Below are 15,992 nucleotides of genomic sequence, written 5' to 3'. Positions count from 1 at the left end.
CGAGATCAGAAGCCCATGCGCAGGTTGAACGCGACGAAATCACGGTCGGTCACTACGAGCGGCGTATTACCGGTACCAGACCAGGACAGTTCGGCCGAATAGTTTTGCTTGTAGCTAGCCCTTACCCCCAGCGAACCCAGCAGTCGGTCTTCGACGAAGTTACCGTCGTGGGACCAGCCCTTTACGTCCTGACCGAAGGTCATAAATGGCGATACGTTGACCCCGGCCAGCAAACCCGAATAATTCAACTGGGCACGCAGGCGATAGCCCCAGGAAAGGTCCGTGACAAAGCCGTCACGGCTACAACCGATTTTTTTGTAACTTTGCTCTGGCACCCCAGCGTTGCAGCCTGGCGAACCAATCCCCTGGCCATCAGCCATGTTGCTGCCGTATGCCTCGGTTTTCCCGTAACGACGCTCACTCAGCGCCGGCAAGTCATGCATGTACTTCATCGCGACCTCACCGGTTACATCAAGACCATCCGCGCCCAACACTCGGGGGAAGCTCTTAATAAACCCAAGTGACAGCTGCGACACCTCCAGGCGGTCATAACCATTGATCAGCGAGCCGGGGGCGGCAGCCTTCATCTCCCCTGCCAGCGGTGCACCGGGAATGAGTAGATTGGGATTGCCGAAGGTGCTCGGGATGGTGTCGCCGAGGGAAAGCCCCACGGGCTGATTCGGACGGTAGCTGTACTCGCCGAACACTGAGGCACCCAGGAGGCTGGTGGAAAAACTAAGACCGAAGATGCGGACGTCCTCGGGGAAGGCCATGAAATACTTGGCGTTGGTGGCCTCCTGACCTGCGATCCAGCCCGCTCCAACCGCAGGGCGCAAGTCGGTGCGCGCGCGGTTCTGCGGGGTGCGCGAATGGATATTCATGGCATAGGCGCCGAACTCGGTGCTTATGCTGTCGGCGAAATAGCGCATGGCCATACCAAACTGACCGCTGTCAGATGGCTCGTCGTCCTCCAGCCGATGCACATAGAGGCCCTTGGCATAACCAGCCTCATCATTAGGGTTGGCAGCAATACCGCCCCTGGCCAAGCCGAAACATCCATCCTGGATCAAGTCGTTGCTAGCAAAGTAGGTACCGCAACCTTCCAGAACGGTCTCACGCCATTGCAACTGGTAAAACACCTCAAGGTTGAGGCTGTCGGTGATACCGAAGTTGGCGAAGAGCAGTGGCACCGGGAGTAGAGCTTCCTTCAACTGAGAGCCCGGGCGGCGTAACGCGGCAAGATCCACTGGGTTGATCGAGTTGAGGCCATTCTGGAAGAACAACCCCTCGCCCCAGTTAATTACCTGATTACCGCCGCGTAAGTGCAACGGTCGCTCGCCGACTTCGAAGTCACCAAATACATAGGCATCCAGCAAGGCAACGCCTTGGAACTTGGCCAGATCGTCGAAGCCGCTATCGTTGAGCTTGGCACCCACCTGGTAACCATTGGCTGAATGGCCATGGTCGACCTCACGGTTGTTCAAGGTGTAGTCGTACCAGGCCTTACCGCGCAGAAAGACCCCATAATTACGCCAGTTCAACTCGGTTTCCGCCAATAGGGTGATCGGTGAAGACACCAAATTGCGCTTACGAAAATTCAGGCGGCCGTCATCACCGTTACGCGCACCTGAAGGGTTGAACTCACCAGCCGAGCCGTAGCCGATATGATCAGCATTACCCTGAAAAATCAGGTTTGAATCGGGTTTCTCAGCATTCCAGATTCCACCCACACTGATGCTACCGTTGGCGCGCCCCGTGATTTCACCTAATGCAAACTCACCCGCCTGAGCCTGCAGTGAAATCATGAGCGCTAGCGGGGTTATGCAAGCTGTCATCTTCAACAACAACGGATTAATCAGGCCGGACTCACTTCTTTCAAATCTCACGAAACAGCCTCCTATTTTTATTATATTTACTTCTATTTAATCGGCGATTATGGATATCGCACCAGATTAATTTGCTGCTTATAAAAACACGAATCAAACATATCTCTAGCGGCTGCCAATAGCATTATTACCAGCGAGCGCCAAATGCGTCATTTGAACACTTACCTGAAATAGCCATCACTAACCCCACAAGGTCTCACCGAAAATCCAGACACCATTAGAGCTATGTGACGAATTAAGTAATCGACAACTACCAACAGCTTTTTCATTTCAAATTAAAAATCTTTAGTAAGCGTCTGCCCAAGTCACCTTGCGTGATTCAGGCGGGCACCCACTGATGCGGCAGCAACTGCCCAATCTCACTCGCCCGCTGCGTCGGCAGGCGTGTCAGCACGTCCTTGAGATAGGCATACGGATCATGTCCGTTCATGCGGGCCGACTGGATCAAGCTCATGATCGCCGCTGCTCGTTTGCCGCTGCGTAGCGACCCGGCAAACAACCAGTTCGAGCGCCCCAGTGCCCATGGCCGGATCTGGTTCTCGACCTGGTTGTTGTCGATGGGCACAGCTCCATCTTCCAGGTAGCGCGTCAGCGCTACCCAGCGTTTGAGGCTGTAATCCAAGGCTTTTGCCGTGGCTGATCCGTTGGGCACCAGATCACGCTGGGCCAGCATCCAGTCATGCAGTGCGTCGAGGATCGGTGAGGCCTTTTCCTGCCGTATTCGCCAGCGATCTTCATCGCTCATGTTCCGTGCTTGCCGTTCGATTTCGTACAAGCCGCCCATCGCGTGCAGTGCCTGTTCGGCCAACTGGCTTTTGTTCGCCGCGTGAAGATCGAAGAACTTGCGCCGAGCGTGGGCCATGCAGCCAATTTCGGTGATGCCCTGCTCGAAGCTGGCCTTGTAGCCTGCGAAGTCGTCGCAGACCAGCTTGCCATTCCACTGGCCCAGAAAATTGCGCGCATGTTCGCCGGCACGGCTGGGGCTGAAGTCGTACACCACCGCTTTTAGATCGGCGAAGGGCGTGGTGCTGTAGGCCCAGACGTAAGCCCGATGAGTTTTCTTCTCGCCCGGCGTGAGCATTTGCACCGGGGTTTCGTCAGCGTGGATCACGCGTTGGGCTAGCACGGCTTCGCGCAGGGCATCGACTAGCGGCTGGAGCTGCACGCCGGTTTGTCCGACCCACTGCGCCAGTGTCGAGCGGGCGATGGCCAGGCCGGCACGGCCAAAGATTTTCTCTTGCCGGTACAGCGGCAAGTGGTCGGCGAATTTGGCCACCATCACGTGAGCCAGGAGGCCGGCGGTGGGGATGCCCTTGTCGATCACCTGGGCCGGAACGGGGGCCTGGATCAACGTTTCGCAATGGCGACAGGCCCATTTGCCACGCACGTGCTGTTCAACGGTGAACACGCCCGGCGTGTAATCCAGCTTTTCGCTGACGTCTTCCCCGATGCGTTGCAGCTGGCAGCCGCAGGCGCACTGGGTGTTCTCCGGCTCGTGACGAATCACGGTACGCGGAAATTGCGGCGGCAGCGGTGTGCGCTTGGGCTGTTGGCGTGGTTCGGCTGGGGTAGCCAGGGGATTGACGGCTTTCAACTCCGCCTCGATGGCGGCGATGTCGGTGTCGAGCAGGTCATCCAGCAGGCTGCCCTGGTCAGGGCTCAGCTGCTCGCTGCGCTTGGCGAACTTGTGCCGCTTGTACCAGGCGATTTCGTGAGTGAGCTGCTCGATGACTGTTTGATCGCGGTGAATCTTTTTGCCCATCGCATCGACTTGCGTGAGCAACTGCGCGGCCAGTGCGCGCAGTTGCTCAGCTGTCAGTTGGTCGAGATTGGGCGAGGAGTTCATGCCGCTGATTGTGCCAGAGCAGACGCTCAGCGCAGATACACCGATGGGCTAATGGCCAGTGCTACAGCACTGTGATCGCACCGCCCGCACCGACCCGCTGCCAGGGCAGCCCCAGTACCAACGCCTGAAGTTGCTCGGCGTCGAGTTCAACTTCCGAGCCGTGGCGGATGCCTGGCCAGTGAAACTTGCCCTGGTTCAATCGTCGCGCGGCCAGCCAGATACCCACGCCGTCATGCACCAGAACTTTCATGCGGTTGGCGCGACGATTGGCGAAGAGATAGGCGCAGTGCGGCTTCGCCGCACCGAATACCGCCACCACACGGGCCAACGCGGTTTCAGTGCCCGCGCGCATGTCCATGGGCTCGGTGGCGAGCCAGATGCTATCGATGCGGATCACTGGGCGAGCCCACGGACAAAACGGGCGCATCCCTCAGGATCGGAGGCTGGCCATTTCACCGTGACCGATTGCTCGCCAAGCGGCAGCTCGATAATCACCGATGCCTCAGCTGTCCGCTTGGGCGTAGCCCTAACTGGAACGAACGCCGGTAACGTCGCTGGCGGCTGATCTCGGTAAAGCGGTAGCCACTTGCGAATGACGTTGGCATTGATGCCGTGGCGGATGGCAACGCTGGAGACGGTTGCAGCGGGTTGCAGGCATTCCTGAACAACCTGGGCCTTGAACGGTTTAGGGTAAGAGCTTCGTTGGCGCATGGAAATCCCGGCGATAAGGGCTATCGCGTCCGCTTAAAAATACGCGGACACCATCGCCCTTAATGCTGAGGTTCGGAAGGTGAGTTGGCCGGACGCTTACAATCTTTACGCGTAAAAAACAGCAATAAAAAACAAGCAACTTGAAAGCTTTAATTATCCACGAAAAAATTAAATTAATCGCCAGCCAGCCTAATCGCGACAGGGCTCTGGAAACATCAGGAACCCCGCCGACGACCAAGAAGCTATATTGTTTTAAGCCACTTAACGTTTCTCTACTTGGCAAGGAACTGCCGTCTCGAACGAAGAAACTGTGGTGTAGCGAGCACGCGGGAAGTAGTCGCCCATATCCTGCTGGATAGTTTCTTGCGACTTAATATTCTGCACTGCGTGTTTGAACTCACCACGGCCCAGCATGTTGCGCAGAACCAGGAAACTCAGATCCGGATCACCGGTACCGTCGCCCACATCCGCGATTGGCAACCAGGACACACCACACTCGTTGATTGCATTGCGTGGGCGGTCACTTTCGCGACTAAGTACCAAGGTGTAGTAGCCGTTAGCGTCCACCGGAATCTGCTCATCGAACAGACACTTATTGACCCGACCAGATGCGTAGCCCTGCTGAGAGCACCACGACCAGTAGCGCAGATCACCATCTTCAAACTTGGTGTTGCCGTTATAGGTCTTTGGCGTAGTTGGTGCTTTGGCGCGGATTACGAAAACCTCGCCGTGCTTACGGTTGATAAAGGTGCGCACATACTGGTTGTCGAGGTTGGCAAAGAAGGTCCCGTCTTTCTTATTGGTACCACTCGCCACTGTGTTGTCGCCGGTGTAAATGGCATAACGCGACATGCTTTCCGAACTCTTGCTCCAGGTCGGCGGGTTACTGGCCGGCATGGCCGGACCGCCACGCGCCTTGGCCACCTCCGTCAGTTTATTGAGGTACTCACGCGGGGTCGCCAGGGCTGCCTGATCAAACGACAATGGCTGGAAGCTACTCAAGCTGGCACAAACATCCTGTCCGCGCAGCTCCTTGCCATCAGCGAGAGTGAGTACCGGAGTTGGCAGACCGGAACCTGCTGTTTCGTCGGTATTTTTGTCCCCTGCGTAGATCCGATAAATCAGTTGCTGCTGGCCGTTTTCGGCTTGACCAGGCGCATGGATCTTGTCGCGGGTCTTGGCTTCTTGGTAAACGCCCCATGGAATAGGAGTGCTCAACGGCTCGCTAACCACTTCGATTTTATAGCCGCGCTGTTTACTGTTGCGGTCTGCACCGAAGAGATATGGGTTGCTAGCACCTGGCTTCGGCGCGATCAGGTAGTCGGCCACTGAGTCGAGAGGAGCACCCAAACGGTCATAGCTGATTAGGGACATATAGCGAGCATGCGGAAAACTGCCCTCTAAATGCAGCTTCGCGCCCTTCGGCACCGAGAAAGCTGCTCCCCAATAGAATGTTCCGGCGTCAGGGAAGGCGATGTTGATGTAGGGGTCACCACTGACCGGGCCGTAGCGCCAAAAACACGAACGAGGGCCTGGCATTGGATCCTTACCGATGGCAACACGCTGCTGGCCTTCCTCGAAGGCATTCGCCTGATCCCAGTTAGCCTGAGAAGGCGAGGCCGCCAGGATTAGAGTGGTCATCGCTAAAACTTGTGACGTTAGCCAAATATGAGGGCTTCAAGGTCATCTCCTTATCGGTGGATTCAAACCTTATTTTGGATACCGTATCCAGGCAGCGAAATAGTGTGGGCACCACAAGGGATAGGGCGGTTTTCTAGCGCGTATTTTTCTAATGTTGTCGCTTACAACTGCTGCGGACACACGCCTTGGCAAAGTATGTGGTGGTCGACCCTAAGGACTTGGGACCTGCTACCGAGGGCTGCTAGCTCTCCGCCGGCAACACCAGTCAGTTCCCCACGCATAGGCCACGCATGCCGCATTAGGATCATTAGGATCATTAGGATCATTAGGATCATTAGGATCATTAGGATCATTAGGATCGGGCGAACCCTGGGTGAGAAGAACGGCTCTAGGCAGCCACTCTGCTATGTCGACAGCCGGCCTAATAAATTAGCACCGCCCATTTACAGCGATAGCTGCACCTGTGATTGCACTAGCCTCCTGAGAGGCTAAAAATACGATCACATTAGCGACCTGCTCTGGCGTAACCCAGCGGGTGGCATCCGCATCAGGCATATCGAGGCGGTTCTGCGGGGTATCGATGATCGATGGCATGATCGCATTGACCGTGATGCGCTGATCTTTCAACTCTTCGGCCAACGCCTCCGTAAGGCGCATCACCCCGGACTTTGCTGCAGCATAGGCCCCCATGCCTAGGCTGGCCTTACTGGCCGCTCCGGCTGCAATGTTGATAATGCGCCCGGCTTCGGCTTTCTTCAGGTGTGTCAGCGCGGCCATGCTAGCCGTTGCGGCAGTGCGCACGTTCATTTGATACATCAAATCCCAGGTCGCAAGATCGCCGCCCTCGATGGTCTCCCAGCGAAAACCACCCGCCACGTTGATGAGCGCATCTAATCCTTGAAAATGCTGCTGCACCTGCTGCATTGCACAATTTGCCATGTGCAGATCGGTTAGATCGACCGCGCCGATAAGCAGTTTTTCAGAGCGCGCCGTGTCGGCCAGGGGTCGCGGCACGCTGGCCTGATCAATCAGGGCCACCCGCCAACCATTGGCCGCGAACGCCTCGCCTACCGCTATACCTAGACAACCGAATCCACCGCTAATTGCGACTACTTTACTCACGCTTATTCTCCTTGAAGTGGACTACACCAGGGCTGCACTGAGCACTGAGCCCCGGCACGAGTGGTCAGCTAGGTTGCCACTATTGCCGTGCAGAACCTGTCGCCGAGCCGACAAGTGGGCACAGTCAAGAGTGCTAACTTGCCTGGTCGCTGAGTCGCTGAAAGCCATCAGCCGCTCAACTTTCTTGAGTCGAGAGAAAAGGATCGCGCGCAATGAATCTGATCGTGTTTGCCATACCGATTTTTTTAACCACCACCTTGCTGGAAGCATGGCTGGCGCACCGCCGCGGGCTAGCGGCGTATTCCATACCTGATGCCATCAGCAGCTACCAATATGGTCTATTGAGCCAGGTGGTTGGGGCGTTCACCAAGTTGGCGAAACTGGGCGTTTACACTCTGGTATTCGAAGCCTACCGCGCCACGACCTTGCCTAGCGATAGCCTGTGGGTATGGGTCGGAGCCCTTGTGGCCTACGACTTTTTCTACTACTGGCATCACCGTATGAACCATGAAATTGGCTTGCTGTGGGCCGGGCACGTATCGCATCACTCTTCCGAGTACTTCAACCTGGCAACAGCCATACGCCAGTCCTCGACGAGCGCACTTCTGGGCTGGATATTCTATCTACCGATGGCAGTGGCCGGTGTGCCGCCCAGCGTGTTTGCCGGGGTGTTGCTGATCGACTTGCTTTACCAGTACTGGGTGCATACCGAGGTAATTGGTCGTTTGGGCTGGCTTGATCGCATCTTCGTCACACCCTCAAACCATCGCGTCCATCATGGGCAAAATGACTACTGCATGGACACAAACTACGGGGGCATTCTGATTCTCTGGGATCGCCTATTCGGTACCTTCGCCGAGGAGCGCAAGGACGAGAAGGTCATCTACGGCGTGCGCACACCGTTGCAGAGCCTTAACCCATTCTGGGGCAACATGCATTACTACATTGAGCTCTGGCAGAAATCCAAAGCCACCCCGGGCTGGCGGGCTAAACTTGGCGTCTGGCTGGCACCACCTGGTGGCTGGCACGATGAGGCGAGCGAGCCTTACGAGCCGTCGCAGTTTAAGTATTACGATCCGTGTACACCCGATGCGGTCAAACGCTATGCGGTAGTGCATCAGGTGCTTGCAATGTTGTTCCTCATGCATTTTCTGACGCTACTCAACACCTTGCCGAAGACCTTACTGGCACTCTACGCCGCTGGCTTTGCCATTTCGGCAATCTCTCTCACGTCACTATTGGAAGGACGTGCCAATGCACGGCGTTTTGAGCAGTGCCGTGTCATAGGACTGGGCATTGCCTTTGCTGCTCTACCTGACTGGTTCGGTTTTAGTATGCCCATCGCACTCAAGCTGATGTTATTGGTTGTAATGCTAGGCAGCGCTGCATGGCTCAGCCGCACTTCCTTCAAACCTGCTGCTTTGTGGACTTCCCAATGAATGCCGATGCCATTTCCGACTTGATCTTGGCTGTGGTTGCCTTTTCCATTGCCTTTGTCCAGCTGCGCCAGCGCCCTGCTCTAGCCATTGGTTGCGGCCTGATCGGCCTGGCGGCAGCGATTGGTACACTGCATTACCAGTATGGTGAGTTGTTCGCCGGCCCACATCGCTTTACCGGCCTGGTTGCCGCCAGCGCAGGTTTCCCGCTGCTGGTCATTGCACTGCGCTGGCCAGATGACTCTGTTGCTCAGCGCATCACGGCCGCAGGGCGCTTCGCGCTCTTGGTTGGGAGCTTCGGGGTGGTGATTAGCGTGTCGGGATTTGACACCTGGCGCATGCTGGTGCCTCTTGGCTCTGTCTTGTTAATCTGTGCCACAGCCTTAGTGACGCGGCGGGTAATGCCACTCGGGGCGGCGCTAGTGTTCATCGTTAGTCTAGCGGCCGGTGCAACCGGTGAAGAGATGCTCGGACCGCTATCTGGCATCCAATGGCTGCACTACTTGCTGTCTTTAGCCCTGCTGCTGCTGCACCGGGATAGGGTGGTGCCGCTGTTAGCTGCGAGCCGTTAATTCGGCTTCCCCTGCATCCCATATCATGGGAAACTGTCGAATGTGGTTAAGACCCAACATCGATGTTTCCAAGGTTTCCAAATGCAAAACATAGATGACGCAGCCCATCAGACAATCTACCGCCTGCGCGAGGCAGATGACTGGTTCGCAAGCTTGCCGGGGGAAGTGCAAGACAAAATCATCCAGTCTTCCGTATTGCGCCACTATCGCAAAGGGCAGGTGATCACTGCCCAAGGCAGCCGACCGACTGCAGCCTCAGTAGTGCTTGAGGGGCGCGTGCGGGTTTCGCGGCTGCTATTCGAGGGTGAGGAGAAGCTTTATATGATTGGCGAGAGAGGATTTTGGTTCAACTTCCTCGCCCTGATTACAGGCGAAAAGGCCGATGTGGCTGTGATCGCCGATACCAATGTGCAATTACTAATGCTGCCTCTGCAGCAATTCGAGCGAATCCTTGAAGAGGAACCTCTCTATTGCAAGGCAATTACACTTTTTATTGCCAAGCGCTATGCCGCTTTTATGCGGCACTTTGCCGATGGCCAGATGATCGTGCCGCTGCAACGGCTGCGTACAGGTTTAGCAGAACTGTTGTTGCTGCAACCACCGGCAACAGGCTCTGAGGAAGTTATTTTGAATGTTTCTCAGGCGGATTTAGCCTCCATACTTGGTTCTTCCCGCCAGACTATCAACGGGCTGCTAAAACAACTGGAAAAGGCGGGACTGATTAAGATCGGTTTTCGGCATATTCGAGTAATTGATCCAGCTGGGCTTTCTGAGCACGCGGCTAACTGAGCCGGCACTAATCTCGATGTAATTTTCGCAGGGCCGAGTGCATCGCTGTTGATCATGAGTGGACTCACCACCTGACTTCATCAGTACCACCTGACCACAATGCTAGAGGTGAACCGGCCCTATCAATAGCCCCGGCTTTCCTAGAGACCTTTGGGCCTAATAACTGCCCCCGCACGAGGGCCGCTTGGTCACCAATCAAAGACTGCTTTTGGCCGGTTTCTGCCTGTCGCCAGCGCCCGCGTTGGGTCGGTTAACGACCGTCGCTAACGTCTGCTCCATCCTTGCCTTCCATCATGTGGAGGACAAGCAATGAACATCTCTGCTTGGGGAAAAGCAACAGAGCTGGTTAACTCGGCGCTTTTAGCGCCAATCTCTGTCAGGTGGCTGCAGCTCTGCGACCTGGGGAAGTAGGTATGACGGATCGCAAGACAGCTCGCCTGCAATTCGGTAAAGCTTCTCGACCGTGATGTTTACTTCGCCTCGTTCGATTCGTCCCATGTAGCTGCGGTCAAGGCTGCAGGCCAGCGCGAGTGCATCCTGAGAAATCCGGCAGATCTTTCTCTGTGCCCGGATGCGTTCCCCTAACGCTTTCGCCAAATTATCCATGACCGTCTCAATTCCACTTGAGGCGGCACTATCGTGCGTTTGCGGATGCACGGGCCACGGACTATAATCCGTATTTCCCGCTATTACTCTTCTGGTGCCTCAATGAAATCGGCCTCGTTCATCTTTGACAGGCGTCTGTATGGGCTGATTCAGGAGGAAGGCCGCACGGGGTTCACAACCCGTGAGTTGCGCGATGCTTATGCAAAAAGTCTGGAAGGCATGAATTTCCGTATCGCTGATGTGCGCCGCTATGTGTATGAGCAGATCCGTCGATTGCTGCGCATGGGCTGGGTTGTGCTAGATGAGGATCGCCGTGTTCGAGGGCAGGTTTACCATCTGCAGCCAATTCCGACCCATCTGCAACTGGAGCTGATCGACAACGGTTTTGAGAACAGCCTCAAGACTATAGAGGTACCAGAGCAGAAACCTGCAGCGACAGAATTGCAGGCTTTGCCGTTTAAATCTTCAGTCAATACGGATCAGCAGCTGGACGCTCTTCACAAGGAAATCCGCTTGGACTTCTTGTCGTCAATGGGCGAAGCGGAGCGATTCAAGCTGCTACTGGAAGAGATGCCACATTTGCGGGACAAGGTTGAGGGCGAGTACCTGGAGGCCAGGGATCGCAGTTCTCGCCTTCTGGGCCATCTACGCGCCATCGAAAAGACCCTCAAAACGCTCGCTGCACCACGATGAGCAGATCGCTACGCACCTGGCAGAACAGCTGCATCACTAGGGCGCTGGAGCACTTTACCGTCACGCCGCACTTCTTCTGCCAGGCAACGCCGGGGGCAGGGAAGACACGCATGGCCGCAGAACTGGCCAGCCGACTACTTGATCAGGATAGAATCGATTTGGTACTGTGCTTTGCGCCGTCCTGCCAGGTCGTGGAGGGTTTTCGTTCGACCTTTGCTGCGGTGTTAGGCAGGCGTCTCGACGGCCAGATAGGTGCAGTCGGTGCTGCCTATACCTATCAGGCCATGGAATACCGTGATGAGGGATTCTGGCAGCTTCTTGATGACTACCGTGTGCTCGTGGTTTTCGATGAGATCCACCATTGCGCAGGCCACGATCCCCTGCTCAGCAATGCTTGGGGGCAGCAGATACTGCATAGGATACAGGATCGCGCTGCATTTACGCTTGCCCTGTCAGGCACGCCCTGGCGTTCGGACGACAAGGCCATCGCCTTGGCTCGTTACTCGTCGCCCGAAGGGCTTCTGATCTGCGATTACCGTTATGGCTTGAAAGACGCCATTGCCGACTGCGTGTGCCGATCACCTCGCATTGTCTTGCTAGATAATCAAAAGGTGAAACTCACGGAACAACTTGGCGCGGATAGCTCCGTGAAGCTTTTTCCCAGCATCGCCAAGCTGTTGGGGGAGTCACCTGTCACCTATGAGGAACTGCTGCGCCATGACGAGGTGATCAATCCAATCCTCGACCTTGGCTGCAGCAAACTTAATGAGCTACGCCAGATCAAGCCTGATGCAGCTGGTTTGGTGGTGGCCACCGACATTGAACACGCCCAGCAAATAGCCCTGGCTTTGGAAGCAATGGGTGAAGATTGCCGTATCGTGACCAACAAAACCCCGGATGCACAGCAGGTGATCAATGCATTCCGGAGCAGCACCTGTAGCTGGATTATCGCAGTGGGAATGATCAGCGAAGGCACCGACATTCCCCGGCTGCAAGTGTGCTGCTATCTAAGTCGTATCCGCACCGAACTGCATTACCGGCAAGTTCTGGGCCGTGTGTTGCGGCGCACAGGCGAGTCAGACGTTCAGGCATGGCTGTTTATGCTGGCGGAACCGACGCTGCAGCGCCTGGCGGAACGAATTGCGGATGATCTGCCAGAAGATTTGGCGGTGCTGAAAGGACTGCAAATGCTAGTCTCCACTTCAGGTTCAGAGGCTGGCTGGGTTGAGGCGGCCGTTAATGACGATGGCCGAGATAACACTATTGGGAGTGGGGCAGAGCAGATTATTGGGTCAGTAACCACAAGCATCGTATCTCTCGGAGGCTATGCCGCTGAGCCAAACTATCAGTTGAGCTTTTCCCAGCATTACAGACAACAATTGCTGGCCTGTTTTTGATGTTTCATAGCGACAGCTTCATTCAGAACGGTAATCAGGAGGTGCGTGTGGAGACCTGTACTTCGGCATTGATGGATGGTGATCGCAGCGACTGCGGCCTGATCTCATACGAGTTAATGACGCTGGCTACCCAGGTTTTAGGGGACCAAGAGACTGCTCGAACATGGTTCCATGCACCGGCTATAGGGTTATCTGGTGCTAAGCCAGTTGATGTACTCAAAAATGAGCAAGGAAACGCTCGAGTGTTGGAGTTACTGCAGCGAATGCAGTATGGGGTGTACTGCTGAGCAGCTTACCGCGCCAAGGACAGTACTGATCGAAATTTTGTATCGTTTATTCGCCCCTGGGAAGGTCTGGGTAATTGCACAGACTTGCCTACCCGTAGGGTTGAATATAAAGTTTCATCCCTACGGACAGCAAAGCTTGCATGGATGGATGGATGGATGGATGGCGGGCATTGTGCTTTAAAGAATCATCCAGCGGCCTATATGAAGCGGTTCGATCCGTGAGAATAAAGTGTCATCCAGAATCGTTTGTTCCGGAGAATACTAGGGCTCTTACCCCACCTCCTTGAGCTTGGCTATCTCAAGACATGGTGCTGCTTGGCCTGCAACAAGTCAAACGCCGCTTGCTGGGCGAGCGAGATCCGAGCAGCGCCAAGGCCTGCCAGCTCTAGTAGGTGCGCTAGGTCGGCACTGATGCCGGCATGACCATTGATCACGGCCGATAGCTGGCCGGGCGAATAGCCACATGCTGGGCCTATGCGGTAACGCTCAAGCCCAAGGCGGGTAGCACGTCCTCACGCAAGGCTTCGCCCGGATGGGGACGGTTGTACATAGGCATATCGTACCCTCCTGAAGGAAGCGAATTTTAAATCCTCAGCGCTTACCATCCCACCACAAGGGCACATACTGCTGCTGGGATCAAAGTGATTACACATGCACGCATGTGCAATCGAAATGATCCATCGGTTGTTGTGGGAATTATAAATTTTCCGCCTTGGACTTATAGTCTTTAATGGCAGCTTGTATGGCGTCCTGAGCCAGAACGCTGCAATGAATTTTGACCGGTGGCAAGGCCAGCTCTTCAGCCAAATCCATATTTGTAATCTGTGCGGCTTGATCAAGGGTCTTGCCCTTCATCCACTCTGTCGCAAGAGAGCTTGAAGCAATCGCTGAACCGCAGCCGTAGGTCTTGAACTTAGCGTCTGTAATAACGCCTTCCTCGACCTTGATTTGAAGCCGCATTACGTCACCGCAGGCTGGAGCGCCGACCATGCCGGTACCAACTGTTGGATCATCCGCATCCATTTTGCCTACATTGCGCGGATTTTCGTAGTGATCAATAACCTTCTCTGAATATGCCATGGCAATCACCTCTCTCTAATTTGTTGTGTCTAAAAAGCCGCTCAACGGTTAAATCTGACACAACACATTTAATTCACTAATTTTTACAAGGTTGTTTTTTCCGGCGACTTCAGCGACACAACAGATTGGTCAAAAACCCGACACAACACTATGTTTGTTGTACTGCTACTATTTCGCCTAAAAATTCCGTAAACCCTTGCTGCGCAGGCGACTCACTCACTCACTCACGCAGCACACAACAAATTTTCACCCGATAAGGAGCGAATTTTCACTGGCGGCAGGGCCAGTTCTTCGGCCAGCTGAGTGTTCTTGATGGTTTCTGCTTCGTCCAGGGTCTTGCCCTTCATCCACTCGGTGGCGAGGGAGCTGGAAGCGATAGCCGAACCGCAGCCGTAGGTCTTGAACTTGGCATCTTCGATGATGCCGGCGTCGTTGACCTTGATTTGCAGACGCATCACGTCGCCGCATGCCGGAGCGCCGACCATGCCGGTGCCGACATCAGGATCTTCCGCGTTCATCTTGCCGACGTTGCGCGGGTTTTCGTAGTGGTCGATGACCTTTTCGCTGTAAGCCATGATTCTCAATCCTCACTCATCAGGGCCGCTCTTGAGACCCTGCAACTGCGCTGCGTAAACCGCCGCGTCGCTACAGGATCTGTATCTGGCGGCTTCTATATTTAGTGTGCCGCCCACTCGATTTTCGAGATATCGACGCCGTCTTTGTACATGTCCCACAGCGGCGACAAAGCGCGCAGCTTGGTAACGGCCTCGCAGACTTTCTGCGCGGCGTAGTCGATTTCTTCTTCGGTGGTGAAGCGGCCGAAGGTGAAGCGGATCGAGCTGTGTGCCAGTTCGTCGTTGCGGCCCAGGGCGCGCAGTACGTACGAAGGCTCCAGCGACGCCGAGGTGCACGCAGAACCGGACGATACCGCCAGATCCTTGAGCGCCATGATCAGCGACTCGCCTTCAACGTAGTTGAAGCTCAGGTTCAGGTTGTGCGGAACGCGGGCGGTCAGGCTGCCGTTGACGTACAGCTCCTCCAGATGCTCGACCTGCTTGTAGAAGCGGTCGCTCAACGCTTTGATACGGACGTTTTCAGCAGCCATGTCTTCTTTGGCCACACGGAACGCTTCGCCCATGCCGACGATCTGGTGAGTCGCCAGAGTGCCGGAACGCATGCCACGCTCGTGACCGCCACCGTGCATGGTCGCTTCGATGCGCACACGCGGCTTGCGGCTGACGTACAGCGCACCGATGCCTTTAGGGCCGTAGGTTTTGTGGGCGGAGAACGACATCATGTCGACTTTCAGCTTCTGCAGGTCGATCTCGACCTTGCCAGTGGACTGAGCGGCGTCGACGTGGAACAGAATGCCCTTGGCGCGGAGCATTTCGCCGATCGCGGCGATGTCGTTAACGGTGCCGATTTCGTTGTTCACGTGCATCACGGAGACCAGAATGGTGTCTTCGCGCAGTGCCGCTTCAATCATCGCCGGGGTGATCAGGCCGTCTTCAGTTGGCTCGAGGTAGGTCACTTCGAAACCTTCACGCTCCAGTTGGCGCATGGTGTCGAGGACAGCCTTGTGCTCAATCTTCGAGGTGATCAGGTGCTTGCCCTTGGAGCCATAGAAATGTGCCGCACCCTTGATTGCCAGGTTGTCGGACTCAGTGGCACCGGAGGTCCAGACGATTTCGCGCGGATCGGCGTTGACCAGATCGGCCACCTGACGACGAGCGTTTTCGACGGACTCTTCAGCTTTCCAGCCGAATACGTGGGAACGGGACGCCGGGTTACCGAAGTTTCCGTCAACCAGCAGGCATTCACTCATTTTTTGCGCAACGCGCGGATCGACCGGGGTGGTCGCAGAGTAATCAAGGTAAATCGGCAATTTCATGGACTATCTCCTAAATCAGGGCTGGCGTACCGCTA

General features: G+C 55.6%; 16 protein-coding genes. 6 read left to right on the top strand and 10 right to left on the bottom strand.

Annotation, left to right across the window (positions count from 1 at the left end):
* Positions 1-5: 5 nt before the first annotated feature.
* The 6 genes from KFS80_RS19050 to KFS80_RS19025 form a co-directional block, all read right to left on the bottom strand.
* A complete protein-coding gene (locus KFS80_RS19050; protein WP_228723543.1) occupies positions 6-1,886 on the bottom strand; it encodes a DUF1302 domain-containing protein in 1,881 nt (626 codons plus the stop codon).
* 319 nt (positions 1,887-2,205) lie between these two features.
* Positions 2,206-3,732, bottom strand: coding sequence for an IS66 family transposase (gene tnpC / locus KFS80_RS19045; RefSeq protein WP_050412999.1), 1,527 nt, complete (start codon positions 3,730-3,732; stop codon positions 2,206-2,208).
* Positions 3,733-3,793: 61 nt separating this feature from the next.
* The gene (gene tnpB / locus KFS80_RS27020; protein ID WP_050412998.1) at positions 3,794-4,129 is read right to left on the bottom strand and encodes an IS66 family insertion sequence element accessory protein TnpB; all 336 of its coding nucleotides are present in this window, start codon (positions 4,127-4,129) and stop codon (positions 3,794-3,796) included.
* Entirely contained in the window at positions 4,126-4,443 is a 318-nt protein-coding gene (tnpA, locus tag KFS80_RS19035; protein ID WP_079458241.1) for an IS66-like element accessory protein TnpA, read from the bottom strand. Before tnpA ends, tnpB begins: the two co-directional genes overlap by 4 nt.
* A gap of 261 nt (positions 4,444-4,704) precedes the next feature.
* Complete coding sequence (locus KFS80_RS19030) at positions 4,705-6,084, bottom strand: hypothetical protein (RefSeq protein ID WP_024014384.1); 1,380 nt, start codon at positions 6,082-6,084, stop codon at positions 4,705-4,707.
* A 429-nt stretch (positions 6,085-6,513) separates the two neighbouring features.
* Positions 6,514-7,206 carry an SDR family NAD(P)-dependent oxidoreductase gene (locus KFS80_RS19025; protein WP_021219117.1) on the bottom strand — a complete coding sequence of 231 codons (693 nt, stop codon included), beginning with the start codon at positions 7,204-7,206 and terminating at the stop codon, positions 6,514-6,516.
* 212 nt (positions 7,207-7,418) lie between these two features.
* Here KFS80_RS19025 and KFS80_RS19020 point away from each other — a divergent pair, with 212 nt between their 5' ends.
* From KFS80_RS19020 to KFS80_RS19010, 3 genes are all read left to right on the top strand, one after another.
* Positions 7,419-8,645 (top strand): sterol desaturase family protein, encoded by a 1,227-nt coding sequence (locus tag KFS80_RS19020; protein ID WP_003090706.1) that lies wholly within the window; start codon positions 7,419-7,421, stop codon positions 8,643-8,645.
* Positions 8,642-9,214: a hypothetical protein gene (locus tag KFS80_RS19015; protein WP_021219115.1), complete on the top strand. Its 573-nt coding sequence runs from the start codon at positions 8,642-8,644 to the stop codon at positions 9,212-9,214. The genes KFS80_RS19020 and KFS80_RS19015 overlap by 4 nt, the downstream gene beginning before the upstream one ends.
* Positions 9,215-9,295: 81 nt before the next feature.
* Positions 9,296-10,003 (top strand): Crp/Fnr family transcriptional regulator, encoded by a 708-nt coding sequence (locus KFS80_RS19010; protein WP_003090707.1) that lies wholly within the window; start codon positions 9,296-9,298, stop codon positions 10,001-10,003.
* 360 nt (positions 10,004-10,363) lie between these two features.
* Here KFS80_RS19010 and KFS80_RS19005 read toward each other — a convergent pair whose 3' ends face one another.
* On the bottom strand, positions 10,364-10,609 hold the full coding sequence (locus KFS80_RS19005) for a helix-turn-helix domain-containing protein (RefSeq protein WP_212545572.1): 246 nt from the start codon (positions 10,607-10,609) through the stop codon (positions 10,364-10,366).
* 102 nt (positions 10,610-10,711) lie between these two features.
* Between KFS80_RS19005 and KFS80_RS19000 the strand changes: the two genes are divergently transcribed.
* Genes KFS80_RS19000 through KFS80_RS27335 form a run of 3 tightly spaced genes read left to right on the top strand, consistent with a single transcriptional unit; the run spans position 10,712 to position 12,986 of the window.
* Positions 10,712-11,302 (top strand): hypothetical protein, encoded by a 591-nt coding sequence (locus KFS80_RS19000; protein WP_212545571.1) that lies wholly within the window; start codon positions 10,712-10,714, stop codon positions 11,300-11,302.
* Positions 11,299-12,699 carry a DEAD/DEAH box helicase gene (locus tag KFS80_RS18995; RefSeq protein ID WP_212545570.1) on the top strand — a complete coding sequence of 467 codons (1,401 nt, stop codon included), beginning with the start codon at positions 11,299-11,301 and terminating at the stop codon, positions 12,697-12,699. The genes KFS80_RS19000 and KFS80_RS18995 overlap by 4 nt, the downstream gene beginning before the upstream one ends.
* Positions 12,699-12,986 (top strand): antitoxin Xre/MbcA/ParS toxin-binding domain-containing protein, encoded by a 288-nt coding sequence (locus KFS80_RS27335; protein ID WP_212545569.1) that lies wholly within the window; start codon positions 12,699-12,701, stop codon positions 12,984-12,986. Before KFS80_RS18995 ends, KFS80_RS27335 begins: the two co-directional genes overlap by 1 nt.
* A gap of 696 nt (positions 12,987-13,682) precedes the next feature.
* On the opposite strand, the gene iscU is transcribed toward KFS80_RS27335, so the two are convergent.
* The 3 genes from iscU to KFS80_RS18975 all read right to left on the bottom strand — a co-directional run bounded on the left by iscU (position 13,683) and on the right by KFS80_RS18975 (position 15,957).
* The gene (gene iscU / locus KFS80_RS18985) at positions 13,683-14,066 is read right to left on the bottom strand and encodes a Fe-S cluster assembly scaffold IscU (RefSeq protein WP_212545568.1); all 384 of its coding nucleotides are present in this window, start codon (positions 14,064-14,066) and stop codon (positions 13,683-13,685) included.
* Positions 14,067-14,290: 224 nt separating this feature from the next.
* Positions 14,291-14,641, bottom strand: coding sequence for an iron-sulfur cluster assembly scaffold protein (locus KFS80_RS18980; RefSeq protein WP_212545567.1), 351 nt, complete (start codon positions 14,639-14,641; stop codon positions 14,291-14,293).
* Between the two features lie 101 nt (positions 14,642-14,742).
* Positions 14,743-15,957: an IscS subfamily cysteine desulfurase gene (locus KFS80_RS18975; RefSeq protein ID WP_008084662.1), complete on the bottom strand. Its 1,215-nt coding sequence runs from the start codon at positions 15,955-15,957 to the stop codon at positions 14,743-14,745.
* Positions 15,958-15,992 lie beyond the last annotated feature (35 nt).

Source organism: Pseudomonas rustica, assembly GCF_018336155.1.
Taxonomy (GTDB): Bacteria; Pseudomonadota; Gammaproteobacteria; order Pseudomonadales; family Pseudomonadaceae; genus Aquipseudomonas; species Aquipseudomonas rustica.
The sequence above is the reverse complement of the archived record's forward strand: the minus strand, read 5'-3'. Positions and strand labels throughout refer to the sequence as shown.

Excerpts from the sequence above, each read along its gene's own strand:
- tnpC (WP_050412999.1), bottom strand. The coding sequence starts at position 3,732 with ATGAACTCCTCGCCCAATCTCGACCAACTGACAGCTGAGCAACTGCGC.
- tnpA (WP_079458241.1), bottom strand. The coding sequence starts at position 4,443 with ATGCGCCAACGAAGCTCTTACCCTAAACCGTTCAAGGCCCAGGTTGTT.
- KFS80_RS19030 (WP_024014384.1), bottom strand. The coding sequence starts at position 6,084 with ATGACCACTCTAATCCTGGCGGCCTCGCCTTCTCAGGCTAACTGGGAT.
- KFS80_RS19020 (WP_003090706.1), top strand. The coding sequence starts at position 7,419 with ATGAATCTGATCGTGTTTGCCATACCGATTTTTTTAACCACCACCTTG.
- KFS80_RS19015 (WP_021219115.1), top strand. The coding sequence starts at position 8,642 with ATGAATGCCGATGCCATTTCCGACTTGATCTTGGCTGTGGTTGCCTTT.
- KFS80_RS19010 (WP_003090707.1), top strand. The coding sequence starts at position 9,296 with ATGCAAAACATAGATGACGCAGCCCATCAGACAATCTACCGCCTGCGC.
- KFS80_RS19005 (WP_212545572.1), bottom strand. The coding sequence starts at position 10,609 with ATGGATAATTTGGCGAAAGCGTTAGGGGAACGCATCCGGGCACAGAGA.
- KFS80_RS19000 (WP_212545571.1), top strand. The coding sequence starts at position 10,712 with ATGAAATCGGCCTCGTTCATCTTTGACAGGCGTCTGTATGGGCTGATT.
- KFS80_RS18995 (WP_212545570.1), top strand. The coding sequence starts at position 11,299 with ATGAGCAGATCGCTACGCACCTGGCAGAACAGCTGCATCACTAGGGCG.
- KFS80_RS27335 (WP_212545569.1), top strand. The coding sequence starts at position 12,699 with ATGTTTCATAGCGACAGCTTCATTCAGAACGGTAATCAGGAGGTGCGT.
- iscU (WP_212545568.1), bottom strand. The coding sequence starts at position 14,066 with ATGGCATATTCAGAGAAGGTTATTGATCACTACGAAAATCCGCGCAAT.
- KFS80_RS18980 (WP_212545567.1), bottom strand. The coding sequence starts at position 14,641 with ATGGCTTACAGCGAAAAGGTCATCGACCACTACGAAAACCCGCGCAAC.
- KFS80_RS18975 (WP_008084662.1), bottom strand. The coding sequence starts at position 15,957 with ATGAAATTGCCGATTTACCTTGATTACTCTGCGACCACCCCGGTCGAT.